The sequence below is a fragment of the Xanthomonas sp. SI genome (assembly GCF_014236855.1).
GTDB lineage: Bacteria > Pseudomonadota > Gammaproteobacteria > Xanthomonadales > Xanthomonadaceae > Xanthomonas_A.
Map to the genome: position 1 here is coordinate 2817092 of NZ_CP051261.1, position 26355 is coordinate 2843446.

At 70.0% G+C, this 26355-nt stretch carries 20 protein-coding genes; all 20 read right to left on the reverse strand.

Features of this window, described 5'->3' with window-relative positions; translation table 11 throughout:
• Positions 1-57 precede the first annotated feature (57 nt).
• The gene (gene flhA / locus HEP75_RS11675) at positions 58-2121 is read right to left on the reverse strand and encodes a flagellar biosynthesis protein FlhA (protein WP_185816590.1); all 2064 of its coding nucleotides are present in this window, start codon (positions 2119-2121) and stop codon (positions 58-60) included.
• A gap of 17 nt (positions 2122-2138) precedes the next feature.
• Positions 2139-3269 carry a flagellar biosynthesis protein FlhB gene (flhB, locus tag HEP75_RS11680; protein WP_185812931.1) on the reverse strand — a complete coding sequence of 377 codons (1131 nt, stop codon included), beginning with the start codon at positions 3267-3269 and terminating at the stop codon, positions 2139-2141.
• A gap of 104 nt (positions 3270-3373) precedes the next feature.
• On the reverse strand, positions 3374-6271 hold the full coding sequence (locus HEP75_RS11685) for a ligand-binding sensor domain-containing diguanylate cyclase (RefSeq protein ID WP_255423833.1): 2898 nt from the start codon (positions 6269-6271) through the stop codon (positions 3374-3376).
• A 215-nt stretch (positions 6272-6486) separates the two neighbouring features.
• On the reverse strand, positions 6487-9438 hold the full coding sequence (locus HEP75_RS11690; RefSeq protein ID WP_255423834.1) for a ligand-binding sensor domain-containing diguanylate cyclase: 2952 nt from the start codon (positions 9436-9438) through the stop codon (positions 6487-6489).
• Positions 9439-9569: 131 nt separating this feature from the next.
• Positions 9570-10361, reverse strand: coding sequence for a flagellar biosynthetic protein FliR (gene fliR, locus HEP75_RS11695; protein WP_185812929.1), 792 nt, complete (start codon positions 10359-10361; stop codon positions 9570-9572).
• Between the two features lie 21 nt (positions 10362-10382).
• Positions 10383-10652 (reverse strand): flagellar biosynthetic protein FliQ, encoded by a 270-nt coding sequence (locus tag HEP75_RS11700; protein WP_185812928.1) that lies wholly within the window; start codon positions 10650-10652, stop codon positions 10383-10385.
• A 4-nt stretch (positions 10653-10656) separates the two neighbouring features.
• Positions 10657-11478 carry a flagellar type III secretion system pore protein FliP gene (gene fliP / locus HEP75_RS11705; protein ID WP_185812927.1) on the reverse strand — a complete coding sequence of 274 codons (822 nt, stop codon included), beginning with the start codon at positions 11476-11478 and terminating at the stop codon, positions 10657-10659.
• 2 nt (positions 11479-11480) lie between these two features.
• Complete coding sequence (gene fliO, locus HEP75_RS11710) at positions 11481-11900, reverse strand: flagellar biosynthetic protein FliO (protein WP_185812926.1); 420 nt, start codon at positions 11898-11900, stop codon at positions 11481-11483.
• Positions 11897-12235 carry a flagellar motor switch protein FliN gene (gene fliN, locus HEP75_RS11715; protein ID WP_185820164.1) on the reverse strand — a complete coding sequence of 113 codons (339 nt, stop codon included), beginning with the start codon at positions 12233-12235 and terminating at the stop codon, positions 11897-11899. Before fliN ends, fliO begins: the two co-directional genes overlap by 4 nt.
• Positions 12232-13239, reverse strand: coding sequence for a flagellar motor switch protein FliM (gene fliM / locus HEP75_RS11720; protein WP_185812924.1), 1008 nt, complete (start codon positions 13237-13239; stop codon positions 12232-12234). Before fliM ends, fliN begins: the two co-directional genes overlap by 4 nt.
• A gap of 12 nt (positions 13240-13251) precedes the next feature.
• Positions 13252-13779 carry a flagellar basal body-associated FliL family protein gene (locus HEP75_RS11725; RefSeq protein ID WP_185812923.1) on the reverse strand — a complete coding sequence of 176 codons (528 nt, stop codon included), beginning with the start codon at positions 13777-13779 and terminating at the stop codon, positions 13252-13254.
• A 228-nt stretch (positions 13780-14007) separates the two neighbouring features.
• Positions 14008-15315 carry a flagellar hook-length control protein FliK gene (locus HEP75_RS11730; protein ID WP_185823658.1) on the reverse strand — a complete coding sequence of 436 codons (1308 nt, stop codon included), beginning with the start codon at positions 15313-15315 and terminating at the stop codon, positions 14008-14010.
• On the reverse strand, positions 15312-15779 hold the full coding sequence (gene fliJ / locus HEP75_RS11735; protein ID WP_179564511.1) for a flagellar export protein FliJ: 468 nt from the start codon (positions 15777-15779) through the stop codon (positions 15312-15314). Before fliJ ends, HEP75_RS11730 begins: the two co-directional genes overlap by 4 nt.
• A 3-nt stretch (positions 15780-15782) precedes the next feature.
• Entirely contained in the window at positions 15783-17159 is a 1377-nt protein-coding gene (locus HEP75_RS11740; RefSeq protein ID WP_185820162.1) for a FliI/YscN family ATPase, read from the reverse strand.
• Complete coding sequence (locus tag HEP75_RS11745) at positions 17156-17776, reverse strand: FliH/SctL family protein (protein WP_185812920.1); 621 nt, start codon at positions 17774-17776, stop codon at positions 17156-17158. The genes HEP75_RS11740 and HEP75_RS11745 overlap by 4 nt, the downstream gene beginning before the upstream one ends.
• Positions 17773-18762 carry a flagellar motor switch protein FliG gene (gene fliG / locus HEP75_RS11750; protein ID WP_185812919.1) on the reverse strand — a complete coding sequence of 330 codons (990 nt, stop codon included), beginning with the start codon at positions 18760-18762 and terminating at the stop codon, positions 17773-17775. The genes HEP75_RS11745 and fliG overlap by 4 nt, the downstream gene beginning before the upstream one ends.
• Positions 18763-18772: 10 nt before the next feature.
• Positions 18773-20488 (reverse strand): flagellar basal-body MS-ring/collar protein FliF, encoded by a 1716-nt coding sequence (gene fliF / locus HEP75_RS11755; RefSeq protein ID WP_185820160.1) that lies wholly within the window; start codon positions 20486-20488, stop codon positions 18773-18775.
• A gap of 11 nt (positions 20489-20499) precedes the next feature.
• Positions 20500-20862 (reverse strand): flagellar hook-basal body complex protein FliE, encoded by a 363-nt coding sequence (fliE, locus tag HEP75_RS11760; protein WP_185812917.1) that lies wholly within the window; start codon positions 20860-20862, stop codon positions 20500-20502.
• Between the two features lie 342 nt (positions 20863-21204).
• Positions 21205-24702 carry a glycosyltransferase gene (locus tag HEP75_RS11765; RefSeq protein WP_221899328.1) on the reverse strand — a complete coding sequence of 1166 codons (3498 nt, stop codon included), beginning with the start codon at positions 24700-24702 and terminating at the stop codon, positions 21205-21207.
• A gap of 546 nt (positions 24703-25248) precedes the next feature.
• Complete coding sequence (locus HEP75_RS11770) at positions 25249-26325, reverse strand: FkbM family methyltransferase (protein ID WP_255423835.1); 1077 nt, start codon at positions 26323-26325, stop codon at positions 25249-25251.
• Between the last annotated feature and the right edge of the window lie 30 nt (positions 26326-26355).

Sequence of the window (26355 nt, forward strand, 5' to 3'; positions counted from 1 at the left end):
CCGCTCGCGGGGTCCGCTGTTGCGAATCCCGTATCCCAAATCACCAATCCCTGCCTGTCAGCTGATCGTTCCCACCAGCTTCAGCCGCTTGTCTTCCGGTACCTCGCTGTAGGACAGCACCGACAGCGAGGGGACGCTGTGGCGGACCAGCCTGGCCAGCGCGGCGCGGACTTGCGCCGGTACCAGCACCACCGCCGGTTCGTTGCGCGCTTCCTGCTTGCTGACGCACTCGGCCAGGCTCTGGTGCAGTCGCTCGGCCAGGCCGGGTTCCAGCGCGGCACCGTTGCCTTGGGTAGAGTCTTGCAAGACACGTTCCAATTGCGGGGCCAGGGTGTACACCGGCAGTTCGGCGGACATTCCCGAGATTTCCTGGACGATGAACCGGCCCAGCGCGTTGCGCACCGCCGCGGTGAGCACGCCGGGTTCTTGACTCTGCGGGGCCTGTTCGACCAGCGCCTCGACGATCTTGCGCAGCTGCCGCACCGGGATCTTCTCGATCAGCAGGTTCTGCAGCACGCGCACCACCACCGACAGCGGCAACGCCTTCGGGGTGAGGTCCTCGACCAGCTTCGGCGCGCTCTTGGCCAGCGTGGCCAGCAGCTGCTGCACCTCTTCGTGGCCGAGCAGTTCCGGGGCGTGCTCGCGGATCAGGTGCGACAGGTGGGTGGCGATCACCGTGGCCGGGTCGACCACGGTGTAGCCCATGGTCTCGGCCTGGGCGCGTTGGTGCGGCTGGATCCAGATCGCGTCCAGGCCGAACGCGGGGTCCTTGCCGGCGATGCCGTCGATCTTGCCGAGCGCGCCGCCCGGGTCCAGCGCCAGTTCGCGATCGGGGTGGATGTCGGCGGTGGCCACCGGCACGCCGTGCACCAGCAGGCGGTAGGCGTTGGCCGGCAGCTCCAGGTTGTCGCGGATGTGTACTGGCGGGATCAGGAAGCCGATGTCCTGGGTCAGCTTGCGGCGCACGCCCTTGATCCGCGCCATCAGTTCGCCGCCCTGGGTCTTGTCCACCAGCGGGATCAGCCGGTAGCCGACCTCCAGCCCCAGCGGATCGATCGGGCGCAGTTCGTCCCAGCCCAGTTCGGCGTTGGCCTGCGCGCCGGCGCTGGCCGCCTGCTGCGCCGGATCCGGCTTGGCTTCTTCCGGCAGCAGGCTGCGCTTCCACATTTTCCAGGCCAGCAGGCCCAGGATCAGCGCCAGCGTCAAGAAAGCGACGTTGGGCATGCCCGGGACCAGGCCGACCAGGCCCAGGATCGCCGCGGCCACCGCCAGCGCTTTGTGCTGGCCGAATACCTGGCCCATCATCGAGGCGCCCATGTCCTGCGAGCGCGAGGCGCGGGTGACCAGCATCGCCACCGCCGAGGACACCAGCAGCGCCGGCAACTGCGCCACCAGGCCGTCGCCGATCGACAGCAGGGTATAGGTGGACGCGGCCTGGCCCACCGGCATGCCGTGCTGCAGGACGCCGACCGCCATGCCGCCGATCAAGTTGATGAACAGGATCAGGATGCCGGCGATGGCGTCGCCGCGGATGAACTTGCTGGCGCCGTCCATCGAGCCGTAGAAGTCGGCTTCCTCGCGGACCTCCTCGCGCCGGGCCTTGGCCTCTTCGCGGGTCAGCAGGCCGGCGTTGAGGTCGGCGTCGATCGCCATCTGCTTGCCGGGCATGGCGTCGAGGATGAAGCGCGCGGTCACTTCCGACACGCGCCCGGCGCCCTTGGTGATGACCACGAAGTTGATGATGGTCAGGATCGCGAACACCACGATGCCGACCGCGTAGTTGCCGCCGATCACGAACTGGCCGAACGCCTCGATCACCTTGCCGGCGGCGCCGTGGCCGTCCTGGCCGTTGATCAGGATCACGCGGGTGGAGGCCACGTTCAGCGCCAGGCGCAGCATCGTGGTCATCAGCAGCACGATCGGGAAGATGCTGAACTCCAGCGGCCGCTTCACATAGACCACCGCCAGCAGCACCATCAGCGAGATCGCGATGTTGAAGGTGAACAGGGCGTCCAGCACCGGCGCGGCCAGCGGCACCACCACCATCGCCAGCATCGCCATCACGATCACCGGCGCGCCGAGGCCGTGCTTGATCATGTCCATCATCTTGCGCGTGTTCATTTGCGCGGCGGGCTGGCTCACGGCTTGCTCCCCGGGGCGAATTCATCGACCTCCAGCGGCGGCAACGGCGGCATCGGCCCGCTGCGCCAGGCGCGCAGCTGGTACACGTAGGAGAGGATCTGCGCCACCGCCGAATACAGTCTCACGGGAATTTCCTTGCCGAGTTGCCCTTCCCTATACAAGGCGCGTGCCAAAGGTGGCGCAGACACCACTGCGACGCGGTGCTGTTCGCCGATCTCGCGGATGCGGAAGGCCAGTTCGTCCACGCCCTTGGCGACCACGGTCGGGGCGCGCATGCGGCCGCTTTCGTATTTCAGCGCCACCGCGTAGTGGGTGGGGTTGACCACCACCACGTCGGCGCTGGGCACCGCCTCCATCATCCGCCGCTGCGACAGCTGCATCTGCATCTGCCGGATGCGGCCCTTGACCTCCGGGCTGCCCTCGCTTTCCTTCATTTCCCGGCGCACTTCGTCGCGGGTCATCATCAGTTTGCGGGTGTAGTTCCACTTCTGGTACGGCGCGTCGATCGCGGCCAGCAGCGCCAGCGCGCCGGCGGTGTACAGCAGCAGGTGCAGGGTGAAGCCCAGGCCGTCGCCGATGGCCGTTTCCAGCGGCTGCCGCATCAGGCTGCGCAGGCCGTCCACGTTGTTGGAGATGCACAGGGCGGCGGCGCCGCCGACGAAGCCCATGCGCAGCATCGACTTGAACAGTTCGGCCAGGCTTTCCGGGCCGTACAGCCGGGACAGCCCGGCCATCGGGTTGAGCCGTTCGAACTTGGGGATCAGCGCCGCGCCGGAGAAGCGCAGGCTGCCCATCAGGATCGGCGCCACGAAGCCGGCCGCCACGCAGATGCCGACCAGCGGCAGGGTCACCCACAGCAGCCCCAGCAGCAGTTCGCCGAAGTGGCCGAACAGCGCGTCCGGGTTGTCGTGCAGGCGCGGATCCGGGCGCAGCGCGGCCTTCATCCAGTTCGCCGCGCCGGCCGCCAGCGAGCCGGACATGCCCATCAGGGCGAAGATGCCGGCGCTGAACACCGCCGCCGTCGCCAGTTCGCGCGACTGCGGGATGTTGCCCTGCTCGCGCGCCTCGCGCAGGCGTTTTTCGGTCGGTTGTTCGGTTTTTTCGGTGCCTTCTTCGTTTTCGGACATGACGGTGAGGCGCGCCGGGCAGGGGATTCAACCCAGCCTCCTGCAAGGACCGTACCGTTCGCCGGACGGCCGGCCCGCGGCGCGCTCCGCCGCGTCGACGCAGCCTAGTCCTGCTGCAGTTCCACGCGGTTGCGGCCCAGGTGCTTGGCCCGGTATAGGGCCTCGTCGGCGCGGGCCAGCAATTGCTGCAGGCTCTCGCCGTGCCGGTACCAGGCCACGCCGATCGAGGCGGTGACCGCCAGGTGCTGCGTGCCGACCCGCAGCGGATGCCCGCAGACCGCCACGCGCAGGTTCTGCAAGCGCTCGTGGGAGGGGGGCGGCAGTCCGGGCAGCACGCCCAGCAGTTCTTCGCCGCCGTAGCGGCCGATCTGGTCCGATTCGCGCAGATTGGCGTTCAGGCGCTGCGCGACCTTGGTCAGGACCGCGTCGCCGATCAGGTGGCCGTGCGTGTCGTTGATGCGCTTGAAGTGGTCCAGGTCGATCATCGCCACCGCCAGCGGCTGCTGCTCGGCCAGGCTGTGGCGCATTTGCGCGGCCAACGCATCGAGGATGCCGGCGCGGTTGAGCAGGCCGGTCAGGGAGTCGTGCGAGGCCTTCACCGCCAGTGCGGCGCGGGCGATCTCCAGTTCGCGCTTGTCGTGCTCCAGTTCCTGGGTGCGCAGCGCGACCAGCTCGGCCAGGTGGCGCTCGCGCTGGCGCAGGCGGCGCTCGCGCCAGTGCAGCGCGGCGATCGCCAGCCCGCCGCCGAGCAGCGCGTACAGCGCCAGCATGGTCTGGCTGCGCCACCACACCGGCGCCACCGAGAACGCCACCCGCACCGGCGCCGAGGCGCTGTTCCGGTAGGCGTCGAGCAGCTGCAGTTCGAACCTGTAGTCGCCCGGCGCCAGCGGCGGATGCTCGATCTCGAAGTTGGGCGTGTAGATCCACTGCGTATGCGCGCCTTCGAAGCGGTAGCGCAGCGAGACCCGGTTGCGGTCGTCGTACAGGTCCGGCGATCCGGCCTCGATGTGCAGCGGCTCCTCATTCCAGGGCAGGCGCGCGCCGGCCGCGATCGGATGGCCGCCGCGGCTGAATTCGCTCAGCGTCACCCCTGGCGCGTTGGCCTGGAACAGGCGTTGCGGGGCCAGGATGTGGCTGACGCCCTTGCTGGTGCCGATCCACACCGAGCCGTCGTGGTCCTCGAAGAACGCCGATTCGGAGATGTCGTCCCACAGCAGTCCCTGCGACTGGGTCAGGCGCGACCAGCGGCGGCCGTCGTAGACGTCCACGCCCTGGTTGTGGCCGATCCAGATCCAGCCGTTGCGGGTGCGCCGGATCAGGTAGATCTGCAGCTCGCGCTGTTCGGACTGCGCGCTCGGCCGCAACTGCAGGGTGTCGCCGTCGAGCCGGCCCTGCCACACGCCCGGGTTGTACAGCGCGGCCCAGACCTGGCCGTCTTCCTGGATCAGCAGCTTGCTGACCCATGGCTGCGCCGGCTTGCCGTCCAGCTGCAGCCGGATCGGGGTCCAGGTGTTGCCGCGCAGCCGGAACACGCCGGCCGCGCCGCTCAGCCACAGGCTGCCGTCGCGGCGCTGCTGGATGTCCGAGTACTCGCCGCCAGGCAGCGCCTGCACCCGCTGCGGCAGGTCGTCCGACTGCGGCCGCTGCAGCAGGTACAGGCCATCCGCGGAGAGGATCCAGATCCGGCCGCCGGCATCCAGAAACAGCCGTCTGATCGTGGCGCCCAGGCGCGGATAGCTGCGCAGCAGGCGGCCCTGGCGGTCGTGGTGGCGCAGCTCGCCCAGCGAGCCCAGGCTCCACAGCGATCCGTCCGCCGCGCTCTGCAGGCTGATGACCTGCAACCCGGCGTCCGCCAGCCAGGGCTGGAAGCGCTGGTCGGGACGGCGTTGGCGGTTGATGCCGGCTTCGTTGCCGAGCAGCAGCGCGCCGTCGCCGTTGCGCAGGATGCTCCAGGTCGGCGCGGTGCTCATGCCTTGCGAGACGTCCCAGTTCTCGATCCAGCCGTAGCCGTTCCAACGCACCACGCCTTCGCCGTCCACCGTCATCCACAGGTCGCCGGCGCGGTCGAACAGCAGCACCAGGATGCCGGCGTCGGGCAGGCCGTTGCCGCGGTCGAACTGGCGCCAGCGGTCGTGTTCCCAGCGCGCCAGGCCCTGACCGGTGCGGATCAGCACGCGCCCCTGCGGATCGAGCAGGATCTGCATCTGGCCGCCCACCTGGCGCAGGCCGACCCCGGGCGGGGGCCGCGCGACGAAACGCTCGGCCGCGGCCGGCAACTGCATCACGTGCTGGTCGCCGCGCAGCCACAGCGCGCCGCCGCGGTCGCGCACGACATGCCGCCAGCGATCGGGCGGCAGGCCCTGCGCCTGGCCGTAGACCGTCACCGAGCCATCGGCGGCGACCCGGCACAGCTCTTGGTCGCAGCCCAGCCAAAGATCGTCGCCTTCGCTCTGCGCCGCGGCGAGCTTGCCGAGCTGCGGCAGCCGCGCCAGGGTCGCCGCGTCGAACAGCGGCCGCAGCTGCCAGCGTCCGTCGTGGCCAGCCACCGCGCGCAGCGCCTGCTGGCCGCTGAGCAGCACCATGCCCCAGGGCGTGCTGGCCAGGCGCAGCTTGTTCTTGTGCAGCGGCCCGGTCTCCTGCGCGCTCAGCCGACGCAGCTGGGTGCCGTCGTCGACGTAGAGCGCGTCGAAGGTGGCCACCCACAACCGGTGCTCGGCGTCCTCGCTCGCGGCGCTGATGGAATGGCCGCGCTGGCCCTGCAGCGGCACCTGTTCGAAGCGATGGCCATTGAAGCGGTACAGCCCGCTCTCGGTACACACCCACAGGCTGCCGTCGCCGCTCTGCAGCAGGCAGGTGTCGGCCAGGCCGAGCAGGCCCTGGTCGTGGGCGTAGCGGCGCAAGGGAATCGACTGCGCGCGGGCGACCCCGGCCGCCAGCAGCTCCACGGCCAGCCACAGCAGCAGGGCCTGCAGCGACTGCAGGCCGCGCCGGCGCGCGCGCATGCCGGCCCCCTCAGCCGCCGCGTGCGCCGCGGCAGTCATCGGCGGGGACTGGCAAGAAATCCGACATCGCGTGCGGCACCGGGCAAGAAGTGGAGAAGGAGAGCGACGGTTGCATGCCGTGTTCGCGGCGGCCGGCGGCCATGGCGCTACACGCGGGACGCGTAGCTCACTGTCTGTTATCGGCAGCGCGGCGGCCGGGCTTGAGCCGGCGCCGCTCAGCGCGGCATGCTGGCGCCCAGGGCCGGGTCCAGGTGCAGTTCGATCCGGTTGCGGCCGCCATGCTTGGCCCGGTACAGGGCGTCGTCGGCGCGGCTGAGCAACTGTTGCACCGACTCGCCCTCGCGGTACCAGGCCACGCCGATCGAGGCGGTGACCTCGAGCAGGCCGGCGTCGGTGAGGAACGGGGTGGCGCCGATCACCTGGTGCAGGGCGCGCAGCCGGTTCTGCGCCGGCGGCAGCAGGCCCGGCAGCACCGCCAGCAGTTCCTCGCCGCCGTAGCGGCCGATCAGGTCGGCACCGCGCAGGTTCGCGTTCATGCGTCGCCCGACCCGTGCCAGCACCGCATCGCCGATCAGATGGCCGTGCTGGTCGTTGATCTGCTTGAAGTGGTCCAGGTCGATCATCGCCACCGCCAACGGGCTGCCGTCGTTGCGGCAGCGCTGGATCTGCACCGCCAGCGCGTCGAGGATGCCGACCCGGTTGAGCAGGCCGGTGAGGTCGTCGCGCACCGACTTCAGCGCCAGCGCGGCGCGCGCCTGCTCCAGTTCGCGCTTGTCGTGCTCCAGTTCCTGGGTCCGCTCGGCGACCAGCCGCGCCAGGGTGCGCTCGCGCACCAGCAACTGTTTCACCCGCCAGCGCCAGACCACGGTCAGCAGCAATGCCGCCGCCAGCAGATACGCCATCCACGCCAGCGGGCTGCGCCACCAGGGCGGCAGGATGGTGAACTCCAGGCGCACCACATTGCTGCGCGCGCGCTGGCGTTCGTCCAGCGCCTGTACCTCCAGCGCGTAGCGGCCGGGCGAGAGCAGGGTGTAGGTCAGATGCGCCTGCTGGGTGCTGGCCCATTGCTCCTGCAGGCCCTCGAGGCGGTAGCGGAAGCCGATGGTGTCGCTGCCGCCGACCGCGCCGGGGGCGGAGAAGGCGAATTCGATCGGCTGCTGCGACCACGGCAACTGTGCGCCGGCGACGACCGCTTTGCCGGCACGGGTGGCGCGCAGCAACTGCAGGCGCAGCGGCCGCGCGGCGAACAGCCGCGCCGGCTCCAGGATCTGGCTGACGCCCTTGCTGTTGCCGATCCACACCGAGCCGTCGCTGTCCTCGAAGAACGCCGATTCGGAGGTGTCGTCCCACAGCAGGCCATCGGCCTGGGTGACCCGGATCCAGCGCCCGCCCGACCACAGGTCCAGGCCCTGGCTGCTGCCGACCCACAGCCGTTGCTGCCGGTCCTGGCGCAACACGTAGGGCACGATCCGCGCCAGCAGCGGGTCGTCGACCTTGCGCAGCGACACGCTGGCGCTGCGCGGCTCGAAACGCCCGCGCCAGACCCCGACATCGCCGAACGACAGCCACAGGTCGTCGCTGGCGCCGATGCTGAACTTGTCCAGCTCCGCATCCGGCAGGGCGGGGCCGCGCAGGCGGATCGACTGCCAGCCCTGCGCCTGGCGCAGGTACAGCCCGTTCTTGCCGACCAGCCACAAGCGGCCGCGCGCATCGTAGCCGCCGCCGACGAACTGGTCGCGCGGCAGGTCGCGCGCCGGCTGCGCGCTGCGTTCGCCCGCCGGCAGCAGGAACAGGCCGCGGGTGGTCAGGATCCACAGGGTGCCGGCATCGTCGAAGAACATGCATTTCATCGCCGACAGCACCTTGGTCTGCTCGAGCATGCGGCCGCTGCCGCGGTCCAGCCGCAACACCCGCCCGGACGACTGGCCCAGCCACAGCGTGCCGTCGGCGGCATCGATCAGTTGCACCGTCTGCCGCAGCGCCTGACCGTCGCCGTCGGTCAGCGGGCGCATGCGGCCGCTGTCGGGGTCGAGCACGTTGGCGCCCATTTCGCTGCCGACGTACAGGCGGCCGTCGCCGCGGCTGCGCAGGATCGACCATGTCGGCCCGGTCGCCAGTCCCTGCGGTTCTTCCCAATGCTGGATCAGCCCATAGCCCAGCCAGCGCTGCACGCCGCGGCCGCGGGTGCCCATCCACAGGCGGCCTTGGCGATCGCTGAGCATCGGCGAAATGTTGGCCGCCAGCGCGCCCAGCCCCTGCGCGCGCTCGAACGCGCGCCAGTGCCCGGCTTCCCAGCGCAGCACGCCGGTATCGCTGCGGGTCAGTACCCGGCCGGCGGCGTCCTCGACCAGGTTGATGCCCACCGCCATGGTCGACAGGCTGCTGCCCGGCGGCGGCGGGCGTTCGGCGAAACCCGCCGCGCCGGCCGGCCAGGCCAGCACGTGATGGATGCCGCGCGCCCACAGCGTGCCGTCGCGGTCGCGCAGCAGCGCCAGCCAGTTGTCGTCGGGAACGCCGTCGGCACGGCCGAGCCGCTGCAGGCCGCCTTGCGCGTCCAGCCGGCACAGCTGGTGGCCGCAGCCCAGCCACAGCGCCTCGCCGATTGCGGTGACGCTGGAGACATCGGCCAGCGGCGCGCCGTCGGCCGCGCGCAGCGGTGCGACCTGCCAGCCGCCATCGGCGCCTGCGGAGATCCGCAGCGGCTGCTTGTCGTTGAGCGCGACGATGGCGTCGCCGAACGCCGCCAGCGATTGCCCCTGGTCGATCCGCAGGCGTCGCCCGTCGGCGCCGGGCACGGCGGTGAAGCGGCGTCCGTCGCCGACGTACAGCGCATTGGACGCGCCGACCCACATGCGCTGCCGGCGATCCTCGGCGATCGCATAGACCAGCGGACTGCCGACGCCGGCATCGCTGCCGACCTGTTCGAAGCGTTCGCGCTCGTAGCGGTGCAGGCCCAACTCGGTGCAGGCCCAGATCACGCCGTGCCGATCGGCGTACAGGCAATTGATGCTCAGGCCCTGCAGGCCGTCGGCCTGCGCGTAGTCGCGGAAACTGTATTCCTGCGCCACGGCGGCGCCGACCCAGGCGCACAGCGCGAGCAGCGCGGCGAGCCGCCATGCGAAGCCGCGCGACGGGGAGGGCGACAGCGGCGGGTGGCTGTTCGGCACGGCGATGACTGGCGTCCCCGGAAGGCGCTGCGCGATGGTGGGTGCTGCACGTGCAACACCATTGAAGAGACTATCGGCGCCGTCGCCCGAGGCTTGAATGGTTCAAGGCCCGGGGCTTGCGCCAGCGGATTCTAGGCGGTGACCTGGCGCGCGGCGTCGAAGGCGGCATCGAACAGGCGCTGTACCGGCGGCCCCATCTCGCCGACCAGCACCGCCAGCAGCGCCAGACCGATCACCACCGCCACCGGCAGGCCGAGCTGGATCGGATTCAGCGCCGGCGCGGCCTTGGCCAGCGCGCCGAACGCCAGGTTCACCGCCAGCATCGCCACCATCACCGGCAGCGCCAGGGTCACCGCGCCGCGCATCATGCTCATGAAGAAATTCGGCGCCACCGAGGCCATCGCCTGCGCGTCCGGCAGCGCGTTGCCGATCGGCAGCGCCTTGTAGCTGTCCACCAGCAGCTGCACCACGGCCAGGTGGCCGTTGGCGGTGAAGAACAGCAGGCCGAAGGCCAGGTAGAACCATTGCCCGATCACCCCGGAGGTGACCCCGCGCAGCGGATCGGCCATCTGCGCGAAACCCAGGCCGGTGCTCTGCGAGACCAGTTCGCCGGCCAGCGCGCCGGCTTCGAAGATCAGCCGCAGCATGAAGCCCATGCTCGCGCCGACCGCCAGTTCGCGCGCCACGCTCAGCACCACCGCGGCATCGAAGCCGTTCCAGTCCGGCACCGGCGGCAGCAGCGGCGCCAGCGCCATCGCCAGCGTCGCCGCCAGCATCACCCGCACCCGCGCCGGCACCGCGCGGGTGCCGACCAGCGGCATCGCCATCAGCATCGCGCCGATGCGCAGCATGGTCCACAGGATCGCGCCGACCATCGCGAAGGCCTGCTGGCCATCGATGACCATTTGCGTTGCCGAATCCATTGCCGTCGGGCTCCTGTCCCGCTAGCCGATCAGATGCGGAATGCGCTGGAACAGCATGGTGGTGTACTCGACCAGGTGCGCCAGCAGCATGCTGCCGGTGGCGAACAGCATCGCGGTCAGGGTGATGACCTTGGCGATGAAGCCGATGGTCGGTTCGTTGAGCTGGGTGGCGGCCTGGAACACGCCGATCACCACGCCCACCACCAGCATCGACAGCAGCAACGGACCGGCCACCCACAGCACGGTGATCAGGCCGCCGCGCAGTTCGGTCAGGGCCAGTTCGGGACTCATCGGCTCAGACTCCGTTGAAGCTGGCGGCGAGGGTGCCGACCGTCAGCACCCAGCCGTCGACCAGCACGAACAGCAGGATCTTGAACGGTGCCGAGATCAGCATCGGCGACATCATCATCATGCCCATCGACATCAGCACGCTGGCCACCACCAGATCGATGATCACGAACGGGATGAAGATCAGGAAGCCGATTTCGAACGCGGTCTTCAGCTCCGAGGTCACGAACGAGGCCACCAGCACCGGGAACGGGATCGCGTCGGGGCCGCTGTAGGTGCCGTTGCCGGCCATGCCGGCGAAGGTCATCAGGTCGGCCTCGCGCACCTGCGCCAGCATGAACGCGCGCAGCGGCTGGGTGGTCAGGGTCCACGCGGTCTGGAAGTCGATCTGGCCGTTGAGATAGGGACTCATGCCCTGACCCCAGGCCTTTTCCCACACCGGCATCATCACCAGCGCGGTCAGGAACAGGGCCAGGCCCATCAGCACCTGGTTGGACGGGGTCTGCCCGGTGCCCATCGCCTGGCGCAGCAGGCCGAGCACGATGGTGATGCGGGTGAACGCGGTCAGCACCAGCAGCATCGACGGCAGCAGGGTGATCGCGGTCATCAGCAGCAGGGTCTGCAGCGGCAGGCTCACCGGCTGCGCGCCGACCTTGCCGACGTTCACTTCCGGCAGCGAGGGCAGGGTCGGGGCGGCGTTCTGCGCGGCCGGCGCGGCGGGCGCGCTCGGTGCGGCCTGGGCCCAGCCCAGCGCCGGCAGCAGGCTCAGCGTCAGCAGGATCAGCAGCAGGCGCAGGCCGCGCGCATAACGGTTCCAACGAGGCAGCATGATCATTTGTCCTTGCGCAGCTTCTGCGCCAGCAACTGGGCGAAATCGGGGAGGTTCTTCAGCTGCTTGAGGTTCGGCAGCGACGGCGCCGGCGCTTGCGGCAGCGGCTCGGGCAGGCGATGCAAGGTGCGTACCCCACCGCCCGGCGACACTCCGAGCAGCAACTGCTCGCCGTTGACCTCGAGCACCACCACGCGCTCCTTGGCGCCGACCGCCAGGCTGGCCACCACGCGCAGGCCTTCGGCCGGGCGGAAGCCGCTGCCGGGCAGGCGCTTGAGCACCCAGGCCATGCCCAGGATCAGTCCCAGCACCAGCAGCAGCGCGAACACCGCGCCGATCAGGCTGGGCGGCGAGGGCGCGGCGCTGCCGACGCCCGAGGCGGACTTGGCCGCCTGGGTGGCGGCCGCGAGCAATAGGCTCACCGCAGTCTCCGGATGCGCTCGCTGGGGCTGACCACGTCGGTCAGGCGCACGCCGAAGCGGTCGTTGATCGTCACCACTTCGCCATGCGCGATCAGGGTGCCGTTGACGTACACGTCCAGCGGTTCGCCGGCGCCACGCTCCAGTTCCACCACCGAGCCCTGGTTGAGCTGCAGCAGGTTGCGGATCGGAATGCGGTTGCGCCCGACTTCCAGCGACAGCGTCACCGGCACGTCCAGGATCATGTCCAGGTTCAGCTCGTTGCTGTCGCTGCCCGATTCCGGCTGCAGGCTGTCGAACTGGGCCGGGACCGGCTCGGGGATTTCGTTCTGGCTCATGACGCGTCTTCCTGAAGGGCGGGGCGGCGGCGCAGCGCGCCCGGGGGTTGGGTCGAAGTGATCTTCACGGCGTTCTGGCCGCGGGAAATGCCGAACTCGCCGGTGAACACCGGGATGTTCTCCACGCACAGCGGCACTTGCTTGGGCAGTTCGATCGGCAGCACGTCGCCGATCTTCAGCCGGGTCAGCTCGCGCAGGGTCATCTGCTTCTGCGCCAGCACGCTGGAGATGGTGACCTCGGCGGTGTTGAGCTGCTCGCGCAGCATGATGTTCCAGCTCTCGTCGCGGTCCACGCGGTCGCTCTGGATGCCGGCGTCGAGCAGCTCGCGGATCGGCTCCAGCATCGAGTACGGCAGGGTGATGTGGATCTCGCCGCCGCCGCCTTCCAGCTCCACGTGGAAGCGGCTGACCACCACGTACTCGCGCGGGGTGACGATGTTGGCGAAGTGCGGGTTGACCTCGGAATTGATGTACTCGAAGTCCACTTCCATCACCGGCGCCCAGGCCTCATGCAGGTCGGCGAAGGTCTGCTTGAGCATCAGCTGGATCACCCGCATCTCGGTCGGGGTGAATTCGCGGCCTTCGATGCGGGTGGGGTAACGGCCGTCGCCGCCGAAGAAATTGTCGACCACGGTGAACACCAGGGTCGGTTCGAACACGATCAGTCCGGTGCCGCGCAGCGGCTTGAACTTGATCAGGTTCAGGTTGCTCGGCACGTACAGCGAGTGCATGTAGTCGTTGAACTTGATCAGGTCGATGCCGCGCACCGACAGGTCGGCCGAGCGCCGGATCAGGTTGAACAGGCCGATCCGCCACAGCCGCGCGAAGCGCTCGTTGACCATCTCCAGGGTCGGCATGCGCCCACGGATGATCCGGTCCTGGCTGGAGAAATCGTACTGGCGCGCTTCGCCGGGAGCCGGCGGCGCCGGTCCAGTGTCCACCGCACCGGCATCGACGCCATGCAATAGCGCATCGATCTCGTCTTGGGAAAGCAGGTCGGTCATCGCGGCGGCGCCTTACTGGGTCACGAAACTGGTGAACAGCAGGTCTTCCACGCACTTCTTGCCGGTCTCGGCGGTCATCAGCTTCTGCGCGTCGGCCAGCGCCGCGGCCTGCAGCTTCTTGCGCCCGGCGATGTCGGCGATGTCCTGCGCCTGCACCTGCGAGAACAGCATCAGCAGGTGCGCGCGGATCGCCGGCGCGTTCTCGGTGATCAGCTTCAGTTCTTCCGGGTCGCGGGTCATCAGCTGCACTTCCATCTGCAGGTAGTGCGGGCCCTCGTCGGGGCTGCCGTTGAGATTGACCACGAACGCCGGGTCCATCGCGAAATACTGGGCCGGCTTGGGCAGCTCGGCGGTCTTGGCCGCGGCCTTGCCGTGCGCGGCATCGGGCTTCTTCAGGAAGAACCAGGCGCCGGCGCCGCCGCCGCCCAGCACCAGCACCGCGGCGATGACGATGATCAGCAGCTTCTTCTTCGACTTGCCGCCCTCGGGGGCCTCTTTGGCGTCGGCGGATTTCTTCGATTTGTCGGCTGCTGCTGCCACGGATTGGCTCCTTGAAGGGGGTCTCTGCCCCTAAGGATGCAATCGGTGTGCCGAAACGGCGGGTTGGGCTCGCCGGATATTTGACGGTGGCCGCGGCGGCTCGCCATGCGGCCTTGTGCGGACCGGATCTTTCAGGCCCGGCGGGCGTTTTCGTTGCCGCCCATCGGGGCTGAAGCTCCTCTCACAGGGAGCGGTTGGCGCCGCCGCAGACGCGGCGGTGCCGTTGGGTTACGCGTAGGCGTCGAGCAGGCCGCGCTGGCGCAGCACCACCGACGGAATCCCGACGCTGCCCAGCAATTCGTCGCCGGCGCCGCCGGCATTGCTGCCATTGCCGCCGTTCGGCCCGCCGCCTTGGCGGGCGTTCTGCGAGGCCTGCTGTTGCTGCTGGCCGACGTCGGCCTGGCCGAGCTGGAAGCCGTGCTGGCCGAGCATGTCGCGCAGCCGCGGCAGGCTGTTCTCCAGCGCCTGGCGCACTTCCGGCTGGGCGCTGCTGAAGCTGGCGTTGACCTGGTCGCCGTTCAGATGCAGGCGCACCTCGACCGGGCCCAGCTCGGCCGGGCTGAGCTTGATGTGCGCGTGGCCGATCTTCTGGTCCGCCAGCCAGCTCATGCGCGTGCCCAGTTCGTCGTCGAAGTTGTCGCCGTGCAGGTTCGGAGTCGGGGTCGGCGAGCCGGTGAACGGCGCGGCGCTGTCGGCGCTGCGTGCCGGCGAGTGGATCCCGGCCGTGGCCAAAAGGTTGATCGGATCGGTGCCGGTGCTGGCGACATCGCTGCCGCTGTCGGCGCTCTTGTCGCTGGCGGTGGCCAGCGCGGCCAGCGCGGCGACCGGGGCGCTGGCGTCGCCGCCGCTGGCGGCCTGCGCCGCGGCCCCGGCGACCTGCGCCAGCATGCCGCCGAAGCCGCCGGCGGCGCTGGCGCCGGTGGTGGCCGCGGCGGTCGCCGGCGCGGCGGCGGTCGCGGCCGCACCGGCGGCTGCGGTGTCGGCGCCCGCCGCCGCGGCCAGGGTGTCGCCGCCGAGCAATGCGGCCACGCCCTGGGCGGCGGCACCGGCGACGCCGATCGCCAGCCCGGCCGCGCCCAGCGGGCCGGCGCTCGCCGCCGGCAGCGCGGCAGCGAGGGTCGGCAACAGGCTCATGCCGATGCCGGCCAGACCGGCCGGCGGCCAGCCGGCGTCTTCCTCGCTGTCCTCGCCTTTCTTGGCGTCGGCCTTGCTGCCCTTGCTCGGGGCCTTGGTGTCTTCGCTGCTCTTTTCGGTGTCGCGCGCGGCCTGGCTGCCGGCCTGCGCGCTACGCGCCGGCTCGCTGGCGGTGTCTTCCGAACCTTCCGGACGCTTCGTCGCCGGGTCCTTGTCGGCGGATGCCTGCTGCGGCTTGGCGCTGGGCCGCGGCGCCGGCTTGGGCGCGGCGCGCGCGCTGTCGTTGCCGAGCAGCTTGTCGAAGTCCTGGCCGCCGCTGCGGTCCTGGCCCTGCATGTCGGCGCTGCCGCCGGAGGCGCTGGCGCGGGCGTTGCCGCCCAGCGCGGAAAGTAGGTTGCTCATCGGCTGTCTCCGTTGTCGTTGTCGCTGTCGGCTGCGGCCACCGCCAGGCGCACCCGGCGCGCGCCGAGGTCGTCCATCTCGCGCTGGCTGCGGCGGTCGTCGACCTTGCGTTCCTGGGCGCGGTAGCTGGCCGCCAGCTGTTCCAGCACCTGCTTGTCGCGGCTGGCCAGCAACAGCCGGCTGCGCTCCATCTCCACTTTCTCGCGATTGCGGTCCACGGTCTGGCACTGCTGCTGCACCGCGCTTTCCAGGCGATCCAGGAATGCGCGGCGGTTGGCCAGTTGCGCCAGGCTGGTCGCGGCCATCTGGCTGTTGGCGTATTCCTCGGCGTAGCGGCGCAGTTCTTCCAGCCGCGACTCGTGGGTCTCCAGCGCGCGCTGCCGCTCGGCCAGATCGCGGGCGACCTCGTCCTCGTGCTGCTGGGCGCGGCGGAGCAGGGGATCGATACGCTGTGATTGCATCATGGCTTAGTTCTCACGTTCGACCAGGCGCTTCAACGCGGCCTGGCTGTGGGGCAGATCTGCGGCCTTGGCGACATCCTGTCCGAGGAATTCCATGATTTCCGGCCAGCGCTCCAGCGCCTCGTCCACGGCCGCATCGTTGCCGCGCTGATAGGCGCCGATGGTGATCAGGTCGCGGTTGGACGAATACGCCGAGACCAGCCGCTTCAGCGCACGGATGCGCAGCCGCCACGGCTCGTCGGCGATGTCCTGGACCACGCGGCTGACCGAGGATTCGACGTCGATGGCCGGATACAGGCCGCTGTCGGCGACGCGCCGCGACAGCAGGATGTGGCCGTCGAGGATGGCGCGGGCGGCGTCGGCGATCGGATCCTGCGGATCGTCGCCTTCGGTCAGCACGGTGTAGAAGGCGGTGATCGAGCCGCGGCCCTTGGCGCCGTTGCCGGCGCGCTCGACCAGCGCCGGCAGCTTGGCGAACACCGACGGCGGGTAGCCGCGGGTGGTCGGCGGTTCGCCGACCGACAGGCCGATCTCGCGCTGCGCCTGGGCGAAGCGGGTCAGCGAATCCATCAGCAGCAGCACGTTCAGGCCCTGGTCGCGGAACCATTCGGCGATGGCGGTGGCGCGGTAGGCGCCGTGCAGGCGCGCCAGCGGCGGGCGGTCGGCCGGCGCGGCCACGACCACGGCGCGGCGCAGGCCTTCCTCGCCCAGCGTGGTCTCGACGAAATCGCGCACTTCGCGGCCGCGTTCGCCGATCAGCCCGACCACGATCACGTCGGCGGCGGTGTAGCGGGTCATCATCCCGAGCAGGGTGGACTTGCCGACGCCGGAGCCGGCGAACAGGCCCACGCGCTGGCCGCGGCCGATCGGCAGCAGCGCGTTGATCGCGCGCACGCCCACGTCCAGCGGCATGGTGATCGGCTCGCGCGCCAGCGGGTTGATCGAAATGCCGGCCATGCCGACCGAGCCTTCGGCGCGGATCGGGCCCTTGCCGTCCAGCGGCACGCCGTCCGAATCGATGACCCGGCCGAGCAGGCCTTCGCCCACTTCCACGCCGCCGCGGCGGCGCACCGGCACCACCCGCGCGTTGGGCAGCAGGCCATGGGTTTCAGCGCTGGGCATCAGCGAGGTGCGTTCGCCGGAGAAGCCGACCACTTCGGCATCGACCCAGCCGCCGTCGACCTCGACCTTGCAGGTGGCGCCCATCGGCGCCTCGCAGCCGACCGCTTCCAGGGTCAGCCCGACCGCGCGGCGCAGGATGCCTTCACGGATCAGGCCGCGGCCGGCGGCGGCGTCGAGATCGAGCTTGCCCAGGCGCGAGGCCAGGCGCAGGTTGCGCGCGTCCAGCCAGTCGGCCGGATGGGTGCCGGACAGCGCGCTCACAGGCCCGCTCCGGACTTGCGCATCACCGTCTCCAGCGCCGCGCGCAGGCGCGCTTCCAGGGTGCCGTCGATGCGCACCGCTTCGGCATGCACGCGCAGGTCGCCGCGGCTCAGGGTCAGGTCCGGCACCAGCCGGGTGCCGTCGGCCATCGAGGCCAGCAGCGGGGTCAGCGCGGCGATGTCGTCCGGGTGCAGGCGCACCTCGACCTCGCGGCGCGCGCCGCCGACCGCGTCCAGCGCTTCGCCGACCAGGTCCGCCAGCAGCGCCGGGTCCGCCTCGTAGGCGCGGCCGACCAGGCTGCCGGCGATGCGCACGGCCAGTTCGCCGAGCGCGCCGACCACTTCGTTTTCCAGCCGCGCCAGCGGCCGCGAGAAGTTGTCCAGGATGCCTTCGATCTGAGCGGTCAGGCGGCGGATCTCGGCCTGGCCCTGGGCCAGGCCCTCGCTGTGGCCGCGCTCGAAGCCTTCGAGCTGCGCGGCCGCCTCGATCGCCTGGATGTCTTCCAGGCTCGGCGGGCGCAACACCGGCTCTTCGGGCAAGGCCTCCTCGAACTGCGGCTCGGGCAGCGGCGCGGCATTGAGCTCCGGCGCGAACCAGCGCACCACGTTGCCGCTCATACCATCGCCTCCGCACCGGCGCCGCCGAGGCTGATCACGCCTTCATCGGCCAGCCGGCGCACGATGCCGAGGATTTCCTTCTGCGCGCCTTCAACGTCGGCCAGGCGCACCGGGCCGCGCGCTTCCATGTCCTCGAGCAGGATTTCGGCGGCGCGCTGCGACATGTTCTTGGTGATCTTCTCGCGCACCTTGATGTCGGCGCCGCGCAGGGCCAGGCCGAGGCGGTCGCCGCTGACTTCGCGCAGCAGGGTCTGCAGCGCACGGTCTTCCAGTTCGACCAGGTTGTCGAACACGAACATCAGGTCCTGGATGCGGGTGCTGAGCTCGGCGTCGATCTTGCCGATCGCCGCCAGCACGCCCTGGTCCTGGCCGCTGTCCATGAAGTTGAGGATGTTGGCGGCGACCTTGACCCCGCCGACGTTGGACGACTTCAGGCCCTGGTTGCCGGAGAACTGCCGCTCCATGATCTCGTTGAGTTCGTTCAGCGCGTTCGGCGGGATGCCGTCGAGGGTGGCGATGCGCATCAGCACATCGGCGCGCACGCGCTCGGGCAGCAGCTTCAGCGCCTCGGCGGCCTGGTCGCTGTCCAGGTGCGCCATGACGATGGCGATGATCTGCGGGTGCTCGTTGCGCACCAGGTCGGCGACCGCGCGCGGGTCCATCCACTTCAGCGTGTCCAGGCCGGTGGTGTTGCGGCCGAGCAGGATGCGGTCGATCAGGCCGCCGGCCTTGTCCGCGCCCAGCGCCTGCACCAGCACGTTGCGGATGTAGTCGTCGGCGCCCACGCCCAGCGAGGTCTTGCTGCCGAGTTCGCTGTTGAACTCGTCCATGACCTTCTCGACCTGGTCGCGGGAGATGCCGCTCATGGTCGCCATGGCGATGCCGATCTTCTGCACCTCCTTGGGGTCCATGTGCTTGAGCACCTCGGCCGCGTCGCTCTCGCCGAGCGACAGCAACAGCACCGCGGCGCGCTGGGTTCCGTTCATTGCGGACGTATCAGGCTTCACTGGCGACCCATCCCTTCACGACTTGCGCGACACGCTTGGAATCCTGCTTGACCGCCTCGCGCGCCAGGCGCAGACGCTCTTCGTAGGCGTCGGGCAGGGCGATCGCGGGGCGGCTGCCGCCAGCGATGCTGGCGGTATCGTCGGCCATCGACGGCAGCAGCGGGTCCTCGTCGTCCAGCATCGACACATTGGCATTGTGCGGCTCGGACTTGTCCTTGCCGGCATTCTTGGCCGGCGCCGGGCCGGCGATCTGGCGCAGCGCCGGGCGCAGCACGCCGAACAGCAGGGCCAGCACCACCGCCGCGCCGAGCAGCAGGCGCAGGCCGTTCATCACCCGCGGATCTTCCCACCAACCGGGCTTGTCCGCCGCTTCCGGCGCTTCGCGCACGAACGGGGCGTTCATCACCGACACGGTGTCGCCGCGCTCGGCGTTGAAGCCGACCGCCTGCTTGACCAGGCCTTCGATGCGGGTCAGCTCGGCGGCGCTGAGCGCCTGCTCGACCATCTTGCCCTTGGCGCCCGGCCGCGGCACGTGGTCGACCAGCACCGCCACCGACACGCGCTTGATCCGGCCCGGCGGCTGCCGGGTGTGCTGCAGGGTGCGGTCCAGCTCGTAGTTGCGGGTGGCGCTCTTGGAGCTTTCGGTCGGGGTTGCGGCGGCTGCCTGCTGGGTGTTGGCCGGGGTAGCGCCCGGGGTGCCGGCGGCGCCAGGCTGTCCAGGCGCGGCGGCGCCGGGCGGCGAATTGCTGGTCGCGCCGGGCACGCCCTGCGGGCCGGCCGCGGCGGTGCTGCTGTCGCTGACCTGCTCGCTGCGCAGCTTCGGCGGCTCGCCGTTGTACAGCTCGCGCGCTTCCTCGGTGACCGAGAAATCCATGTCCACGCTGACTTCCGGATTGACCCGGCCGGGGCCGGTCATCGGCTCCAGCAGTTCGCGGATGCGCTGGTTGTAGGAGCTTTCCTGGCGCCGCACCTGCTCGAACTGGGCCGCGTTCAGGGCCGCGTCGCTGTTCGGGTCGGCGATGGTCAGCATGCGCCCGCTCTGGTCGACCACGGTGACCCGCTCCGGGGTCAGGTCGGGGATGCTGGAGGCGACCATGTTGACGATCGCATCGACCTGGTTGCGTTCCAGGGTGGTGCCGCCGCGCAGTTCCAGCACCACCGAGGCGCTGGCCACGTCGCGCTGGCGGGTAAACGCGCTGGGCTTGGGAATGGCCAGGTGCACCCGCGCCTCGCGCACCGGGCGCAGGCTGGCGATGGTGCGCGCCAGTTCGGTCTCCAGCGCGTGCTGGTAGCGCGCGTTCTCGACGAACTGGCTGACGCCGAAGCCCGGGTCCTTCTCCATGACCTCGAAGCCCATGTTGCCGCCGTTCTCGGTCAGGCCGGAGCCGGCCAGCTTCAGCCGCGCGTCGTAGAGCTTGTCCTCCGGCACGGTGATCGCGCCGGTGGTCTGGTCGAGCTTGAACGGGATCTGCGCGGTGCGCAGCAGGTCGGTGGCCTCGGCCGTGCCCTTTTCGTCCAGGCCGGTGTAGAGCGGGGTGTACGCGGGCTTCTGCGACCAGAAGAACACGAACAGGCCCGCCGCCACGGCCACGGCGATCATCGCCATCAGACCGATGCGGCGGGTGATCTGCAGGCTCTGCAGGCGATCGAACCAGGCGCCTGCCTTTTCGCCGCTGAGAGTGTCTTTGCTGAGCGCAAGAGCCATCGTTGTCTACCTTACAGCGGCATGTTCATCACGTCCTGGTACGCCTGGACGAGTCGGTTGCGGACTTCCACGGTGGCGCGGAACGCCACCTGGGACTGTTGCGCGGCCATCATCACCTTGGCCAGGCCGGCGTTGGGGTCGCCCATTTCGAAGGCCTTGGCCAGATCGCCGGCCTTCTGCTGGGTTTCGTTGACGCCGCTGATCGCGCTGCGCAGGGTTTCGCTGAAGCTCGGGGCCTGCGTGCCCTGGGTCCCGGTCAGGCCCTCGATCGCATTGCTGCGCCCGGCATCGGCCACCTGCGCAGGCGCGGCCTGGCCGACCTGGCTCTGGTAGCTGCGGATCTGCGAGAGGATGGAACTGATGGAGTCGCTCATACGGGGATGTCCATGCCGGGGCGGCTACCCGGGATGGATGCAAGCGGTGTGCCGAAATCCGGCGGGTGCCGATCTGCTACGCGGCAGGACGGCGGAATGCGCGGCGCATCGCAACGACACGGAGCTTCGCCCGTACCCTCATCCGCCCCTTCGGGGCACCTTCTCCCGCAGGGAGAAGGGGGGCGCGTACGTGCGACGGTCGGCGCCGGATGCGTCGGCTTCCCGGCGCGGCTCGGCGGAGGGTCTCGGCCGTCGGTGTCGGCCGATTGACGCGTCGCGCCGGCGTGGGTCCTGGCCCGGATCAGGATGCAATCCTGGTGCCGGTTCCGGCGGCCGCTGCGCTCAGTCCGGCAGCCAGGCCGCGCGCCAGGCCTGCAGGTTGGCGCCTTCCAGCATCCAGTCGCGGCGCACCGCCGCGTGCAGCGCGTCGCCGGCTGCGGCACGGGCGGGGGCATCGGCCAGGTGCATGCGGATGGCGTTGACCCAGTCGCGGAAGCGGTTCTTGACCAGGGTGGCCGGCAACCCGCTTTGGTAGGGCGGCAGGTCGCTGGCCACCACCGGGTAGCCGCAGGCGCCGTATTCGAGCAGGCGCAGATTGCTCTTGCAGCGGTTGAACAGGTTGTCTTCCAGCGGCGCCAGTGCCAGGTCCAGGCGCAGCGCGGCCAGGGCCTGCGGATAGCGTTCGAAATCCACGCCCGGGTGCACCTCGGCCACATGCGGGCGCAGCCGCTCCGGGCACATGCCCATGAACACCCAGTGCACCTCGCCGGCTAGCGCCTGCACCACGTCGGCGATCAGTTCCAGGTCGCCGGTGTGGCTGGCGCCGCCGGCCCAGCCGACCCGCGGCTTGGCGCCGGCGCCGGCGCTGGTCCTGGCCGGCGCGGGCAGATCGCCCCACATGCGCGGATCCAGCCGGTTGTGGACCACGCGGATGTCCGCATGCAGGCCGGCCAGGGCCTCGGCCAGGGCAGGGGTGGACACCACCACCCGGTCCACCAGCGTCGCGGCGCGGCGCAGCGAGCGCAGCACGTCCTTGGGCATCTGCTCGCGATGCACGCTCTTCAGCGGCAGGTTGGGCAGGTAGTCGTCCAGCTCGTAGACCTTGAACGCGGTGGAGAAGCGGCGCATGCGCTCCATCTTCGCCAGTTCGACGTCGCCGACCCGGCGCTGCACCACCACCGCGTCGGGGGCGATGCGCTGCATCTCCACCGGATCGAGCAGGCGCGCGTAGTAGACGCCGTCGATCTGCCCGGCCTCGGCCAGCGCCTGGAACGGCTGGATCACTCGGTAGTGGCCGCTGCCGAACGCGTCGCCGGGATGCGCCAGGATCCGCGGCAGCGGCTTCCACGCCAGCGGCTGCCAGGAGAACTCGGATTCGCCCAGCTTGAAGCCGCCCGGCTGCTCCAGGCCCAGGCTCGGCGAGTAGGCCGGATCGTGCGCCATGACCGGCAGCCAGCGTTGCAGCAGCGCGTCGTCCGCAGTTTCCGGCCGTGACGGCGCGGGCGGTTGCAGCAGCAGCGCGTCCGGCGTCCAGACCGTCCATTCGCCCAGCGCCGCGGCGCGCAGGCACAGGTCCACGTCGGCGCCGCCGTCGGCGAAGCCGCCCGCGTCGAACCCGGACAACCGCTCGAACAGTTCGCGCCGCACCAGCATGCAGCGCTCGGACACGGCGCTGTAGCGGTGCGCCACCTGCAGCCGGCCCATGTAGCCAGCCTGCGCCATCGGCTCGCCGGCGAAGGCGTGGCCGGCGCCGGGCAACAGCCCGGGCAGCAGACCCGCATGGGTGATGGTGGCATCCGCGGACACGCCCTTGGGACCGACGATACCGACCTCCGGGCGCTGCGCATGGTTCATCAGTTCGTGCAGCCAGCGGCCCTGGACCACGGCGCTGTCGGCGTCCAGGAACAGCAGGTAGTCGCCATGCGCCTGGGTCGCGGCTAGGTTGCGCGCCTCGGCCTGGGCCACGCGCTGCTCCAGCGCGAACACGCGGATGCGGCCGTTGCCCAGTTCGGCCACCGCCTGCAGCCATTCGCCGACCGCTGGCGCGTCGCTGGCGTTGTCGACCAGCAGCAATTCGTAGGCCGGGTAGGCGGTGTGTTCGAGCAGGCCGACCACCAGGCGCTGCAGGGCCGGCAGATTGTCCTGGGCGATGGTCACGATCGAGACCGGCGCCTGCTGCGCATGGCCATAGTCGATGCGATGCAGTCCGCCGGGCAGCGTGTCGATCCTGGCGTCGGCATAGCCGCGTGCGCGCAGGTGGCTGGCGACGGCGCGCTGACGCGCCTCGGCGCCCGCGGCGGCGTCAGCCGGTGGCGCGATCAGCAGCGGCTCGGGCAGATGCGCCAGGCTGGCGCCGGCGTCGCGCTGGAACAGGCGCAGGATCAGTTCCAGTTCCAGCGCGCCATCGTGGTCGGGATCGAACCCGCCCAGCTCCTGTACCAGGGCGCGGCGGAACACCCAATGCCCGGCGGTCGCCAGCGGATTGCCCAGCAACAGGTCCAGATCCGGATCCGGGCGCAGCACCGGGGCCAAGGTCTGGCTGTCCAGCGCCAGCCATTCGTCGGCATACAGCGCGCTGCAGTGCGGCTGCTGCGCCAGTTCCAACACCAGCCGCAGCAGGCCGCCCTGGCAGAAACGGGTACCGGCGACGACGCGCAGAAACCAGTCGGCATCGCCGAGTTCGGCCAGCGCGGCGTTGAGGTCGGCGGCCTCGTCGGCGGACGCCAGCGGCAGATGCCGGACCCGCGGATCCGGCCACGGCGTGGCCGTCGCGGCGCCGAGCACGGCCACGCTCAGCGTGGCGAAGGCGGCGCCGTCCAGCAGCAGGCTGTGCAGGCTGGCTTGCAGCGCGGCCGCGTCGGCGTTGCGCGCATCCAGCAGCACCGCGATCCGCGCGCCGCCGCCCAGTTCCGCCAGGCGCGCGTCGAACAGGGCGCGCTTGGCCGGCGGCAGCTGCCGCTGCGCCTGCCAGTCGCGCAGCGCCAGCTGGGCGCGGCCGCGCGCATACGCGGCCTGGATCGCCTGCAGCAGATCGACCGGTTCGGCGTTGCCTCCGTCCAGTGGCGTCACATGGACCAGGCGCACGTCGCCGTCGCCGCGGTACCAGCCCATGGCACGCACGCCTCGGCGGAAATCGTCGTGGCCCTGGTCGCCGATCCCCGGCTGGTCGCGGCCGGCTTGGCTGAATTGGTCCTGCGTCACCCGGAAGCGGGTCAGCGGCCTGGCCAGCAGCGCCAGGTTGCCGCGGTGCAGCAGCTTGGCGTACAGGGCCAGGTCGCCGACCCAATGGATCACCTTGCCGTCGAGCATCATCAGCTGGTCGCCGATCTCCAGCAGATCCTGGCGCCGGCACAGCACGCAGCTGGGCTCGCCGATGAAGTTGATGGTGTGGTCGGCGAGGAAAGACAGCAGTTCGGGGCCGTCGAGCAGCACGTCGCCTGCGAACGGGAAGCTGGTGGCGTGAATGTCCGGCAGCGGCGCATCGTCGCCATCGATGCGCTGCCGGCGCGAGGAGGCCAGCACCACGTTGGGGCTGGCCTGCATGGCCCGCACCAGCGCGGCGATGCAATCCGGTTCCAGCACGTCGTCGTCGTGCAGGAATTTGACGTATTCGCCCTGCGCCAGGCCGATGCCCTTGATGGTGCTGCCGAGTTCGCCGTGACGGAACGGGTTGCGCTCGTAGCGGATCGGGAAGCTCGCGCTTGCGCGCTTGCGCTCCACCGCCGCGGCGATCGCGCCATCGGGATTGTCGTCGCAGATCACCAGTTCCAGCGCCGGATAGGTCTGGCCCAGCACGCTGTCGAGCGTCCGCTCGAAGTACCGGAACTTGTAGGTCGGCATGACGATGCTGACCAGCGCGTGGGAACTCATGCAGGATTGACCGTCTCGAAGAAGAAAAGCCGCAGCGGCGGTGGTATCTGGCGCCAGCGTCTGGCGGATGCCGCATCCGATCCGATGCCTATGCAACATGCGTGCCGGGGCGCGAGCGACCGGCTCCATCTCGCTAGCGCGTGGCCTGCCCAGGGTTGCCCGGTGTCGGTGCGCTGTCCCGACGGTACACGACCTCGATCCAGTCGGTGCGCAGGCTCTCCAGTGCTCTACACGTGTAAATTGATCCGATTCGGCATGCTATAGCCGTGGCGGCAGCGGTGAGCGCAGCGTCCAGGAAGCAGAAAAGAGCGTGCTTAAGCGCAGGTTTACTGTCGGCGTTGCTCGAGCCGGGCGGCGGCCGGTGCTGAGCGGTGCGGCAACCGGAGACACCGCGCCAAGCCCAACCGCTGGCCGTGGCCGGAGGCGATGCCCGCGGCAGAGCGTTGGGCGAGCGAAAGCCTTGGTGCTTGGCTACTGGAGCGGCCGCGGCCAATGGTGGCCGCGTGTCCTGTGGCCTCACTCCACGTAGAGAATGGTGTCGAAGAAATACATCGAGTAGTGGCGCAGCCGGAATTGGGCGTCCGGATAGATCTCATCGAGCACGGCCACGATGTCCAGCAGATCCAGCGCATGGTGATAACAGGTGATCGCCATCCGCGGGCGGCAGCGGCCGATCAGCTTGGCCGCACCGCGCAGGACGTGCGGCTCGAAGCCCTCCACATCCATCTTGAGCAGCGTGATCTGCTCCAGCACGTCGTCCAGGCGCACGCTGGGCACCTGGATATCGCCGTCGGCCTCGACCCGGCTGCCCATGGTGCCGCTGGCCAGGAACGACAAGGGCTGGTTGGAATCGGACACGGCCTCGTTGTGAAGAAAGATCGGGCCGGATGTTGACTGCAGGCGGCGTTGCAGGGCGGCGAAGTTGCGCGGGTCCGGTTCGTAGGCGTGGATCGATGCGTAGCGGTGGCGTGCCGCGGTCATGAACTTGCCGACCGTATCGCCATCGTAGGCGCCGATGTCGACGTAGTGCTCGTGGTCGTGCAGCACGATCGGCGTGTCGCTGGAGGAATACATGGAAAAGTATTCCTGTTCTATCGGGCAGATCACATCCAGCAATTCCGCTCTGTTGCCGGTCATGCGCAGGCGCAGTACCGCGTCCAGCGTGGCGCGACTGAGCTCGTCTTGCAGACGCAATCTCAATGCGGCGAAATCGGCTGCGTGCTCTTGCGTCTGCGCGCGCATGAGCTTTCCCGTCTGATAGATCCACTGCCGGTCCAGGGCATAGAGCAGTTCTGGCAGATCGACTACTCTGCCTGGCAGCGTACGCGCCAGGTGATCGAAATACAGCCACGTCGACAGCAAGAAGGCGCAGTTCACCGCAATGGAATTCGGCTGCTGCGGGCTTGAGAAGTGGGCGGCGACGGTGCGGATCTCGTCGAAGTCAGGGGCCTTGTCGCGATTGGCATGGAGGTAGTCGTCCGCCGCGATCAGGCGGAGCTTTGCGGATCGTTTCCGCAGTTCCCCCACGAGGAGACTGACGAAATCTCCCAGGGTGGAACTCGGCGCCAGAAACACGATCGTTTCCGCGCGCATGCAGGCTTCCAGCAAGTCTGTATCGTGTTG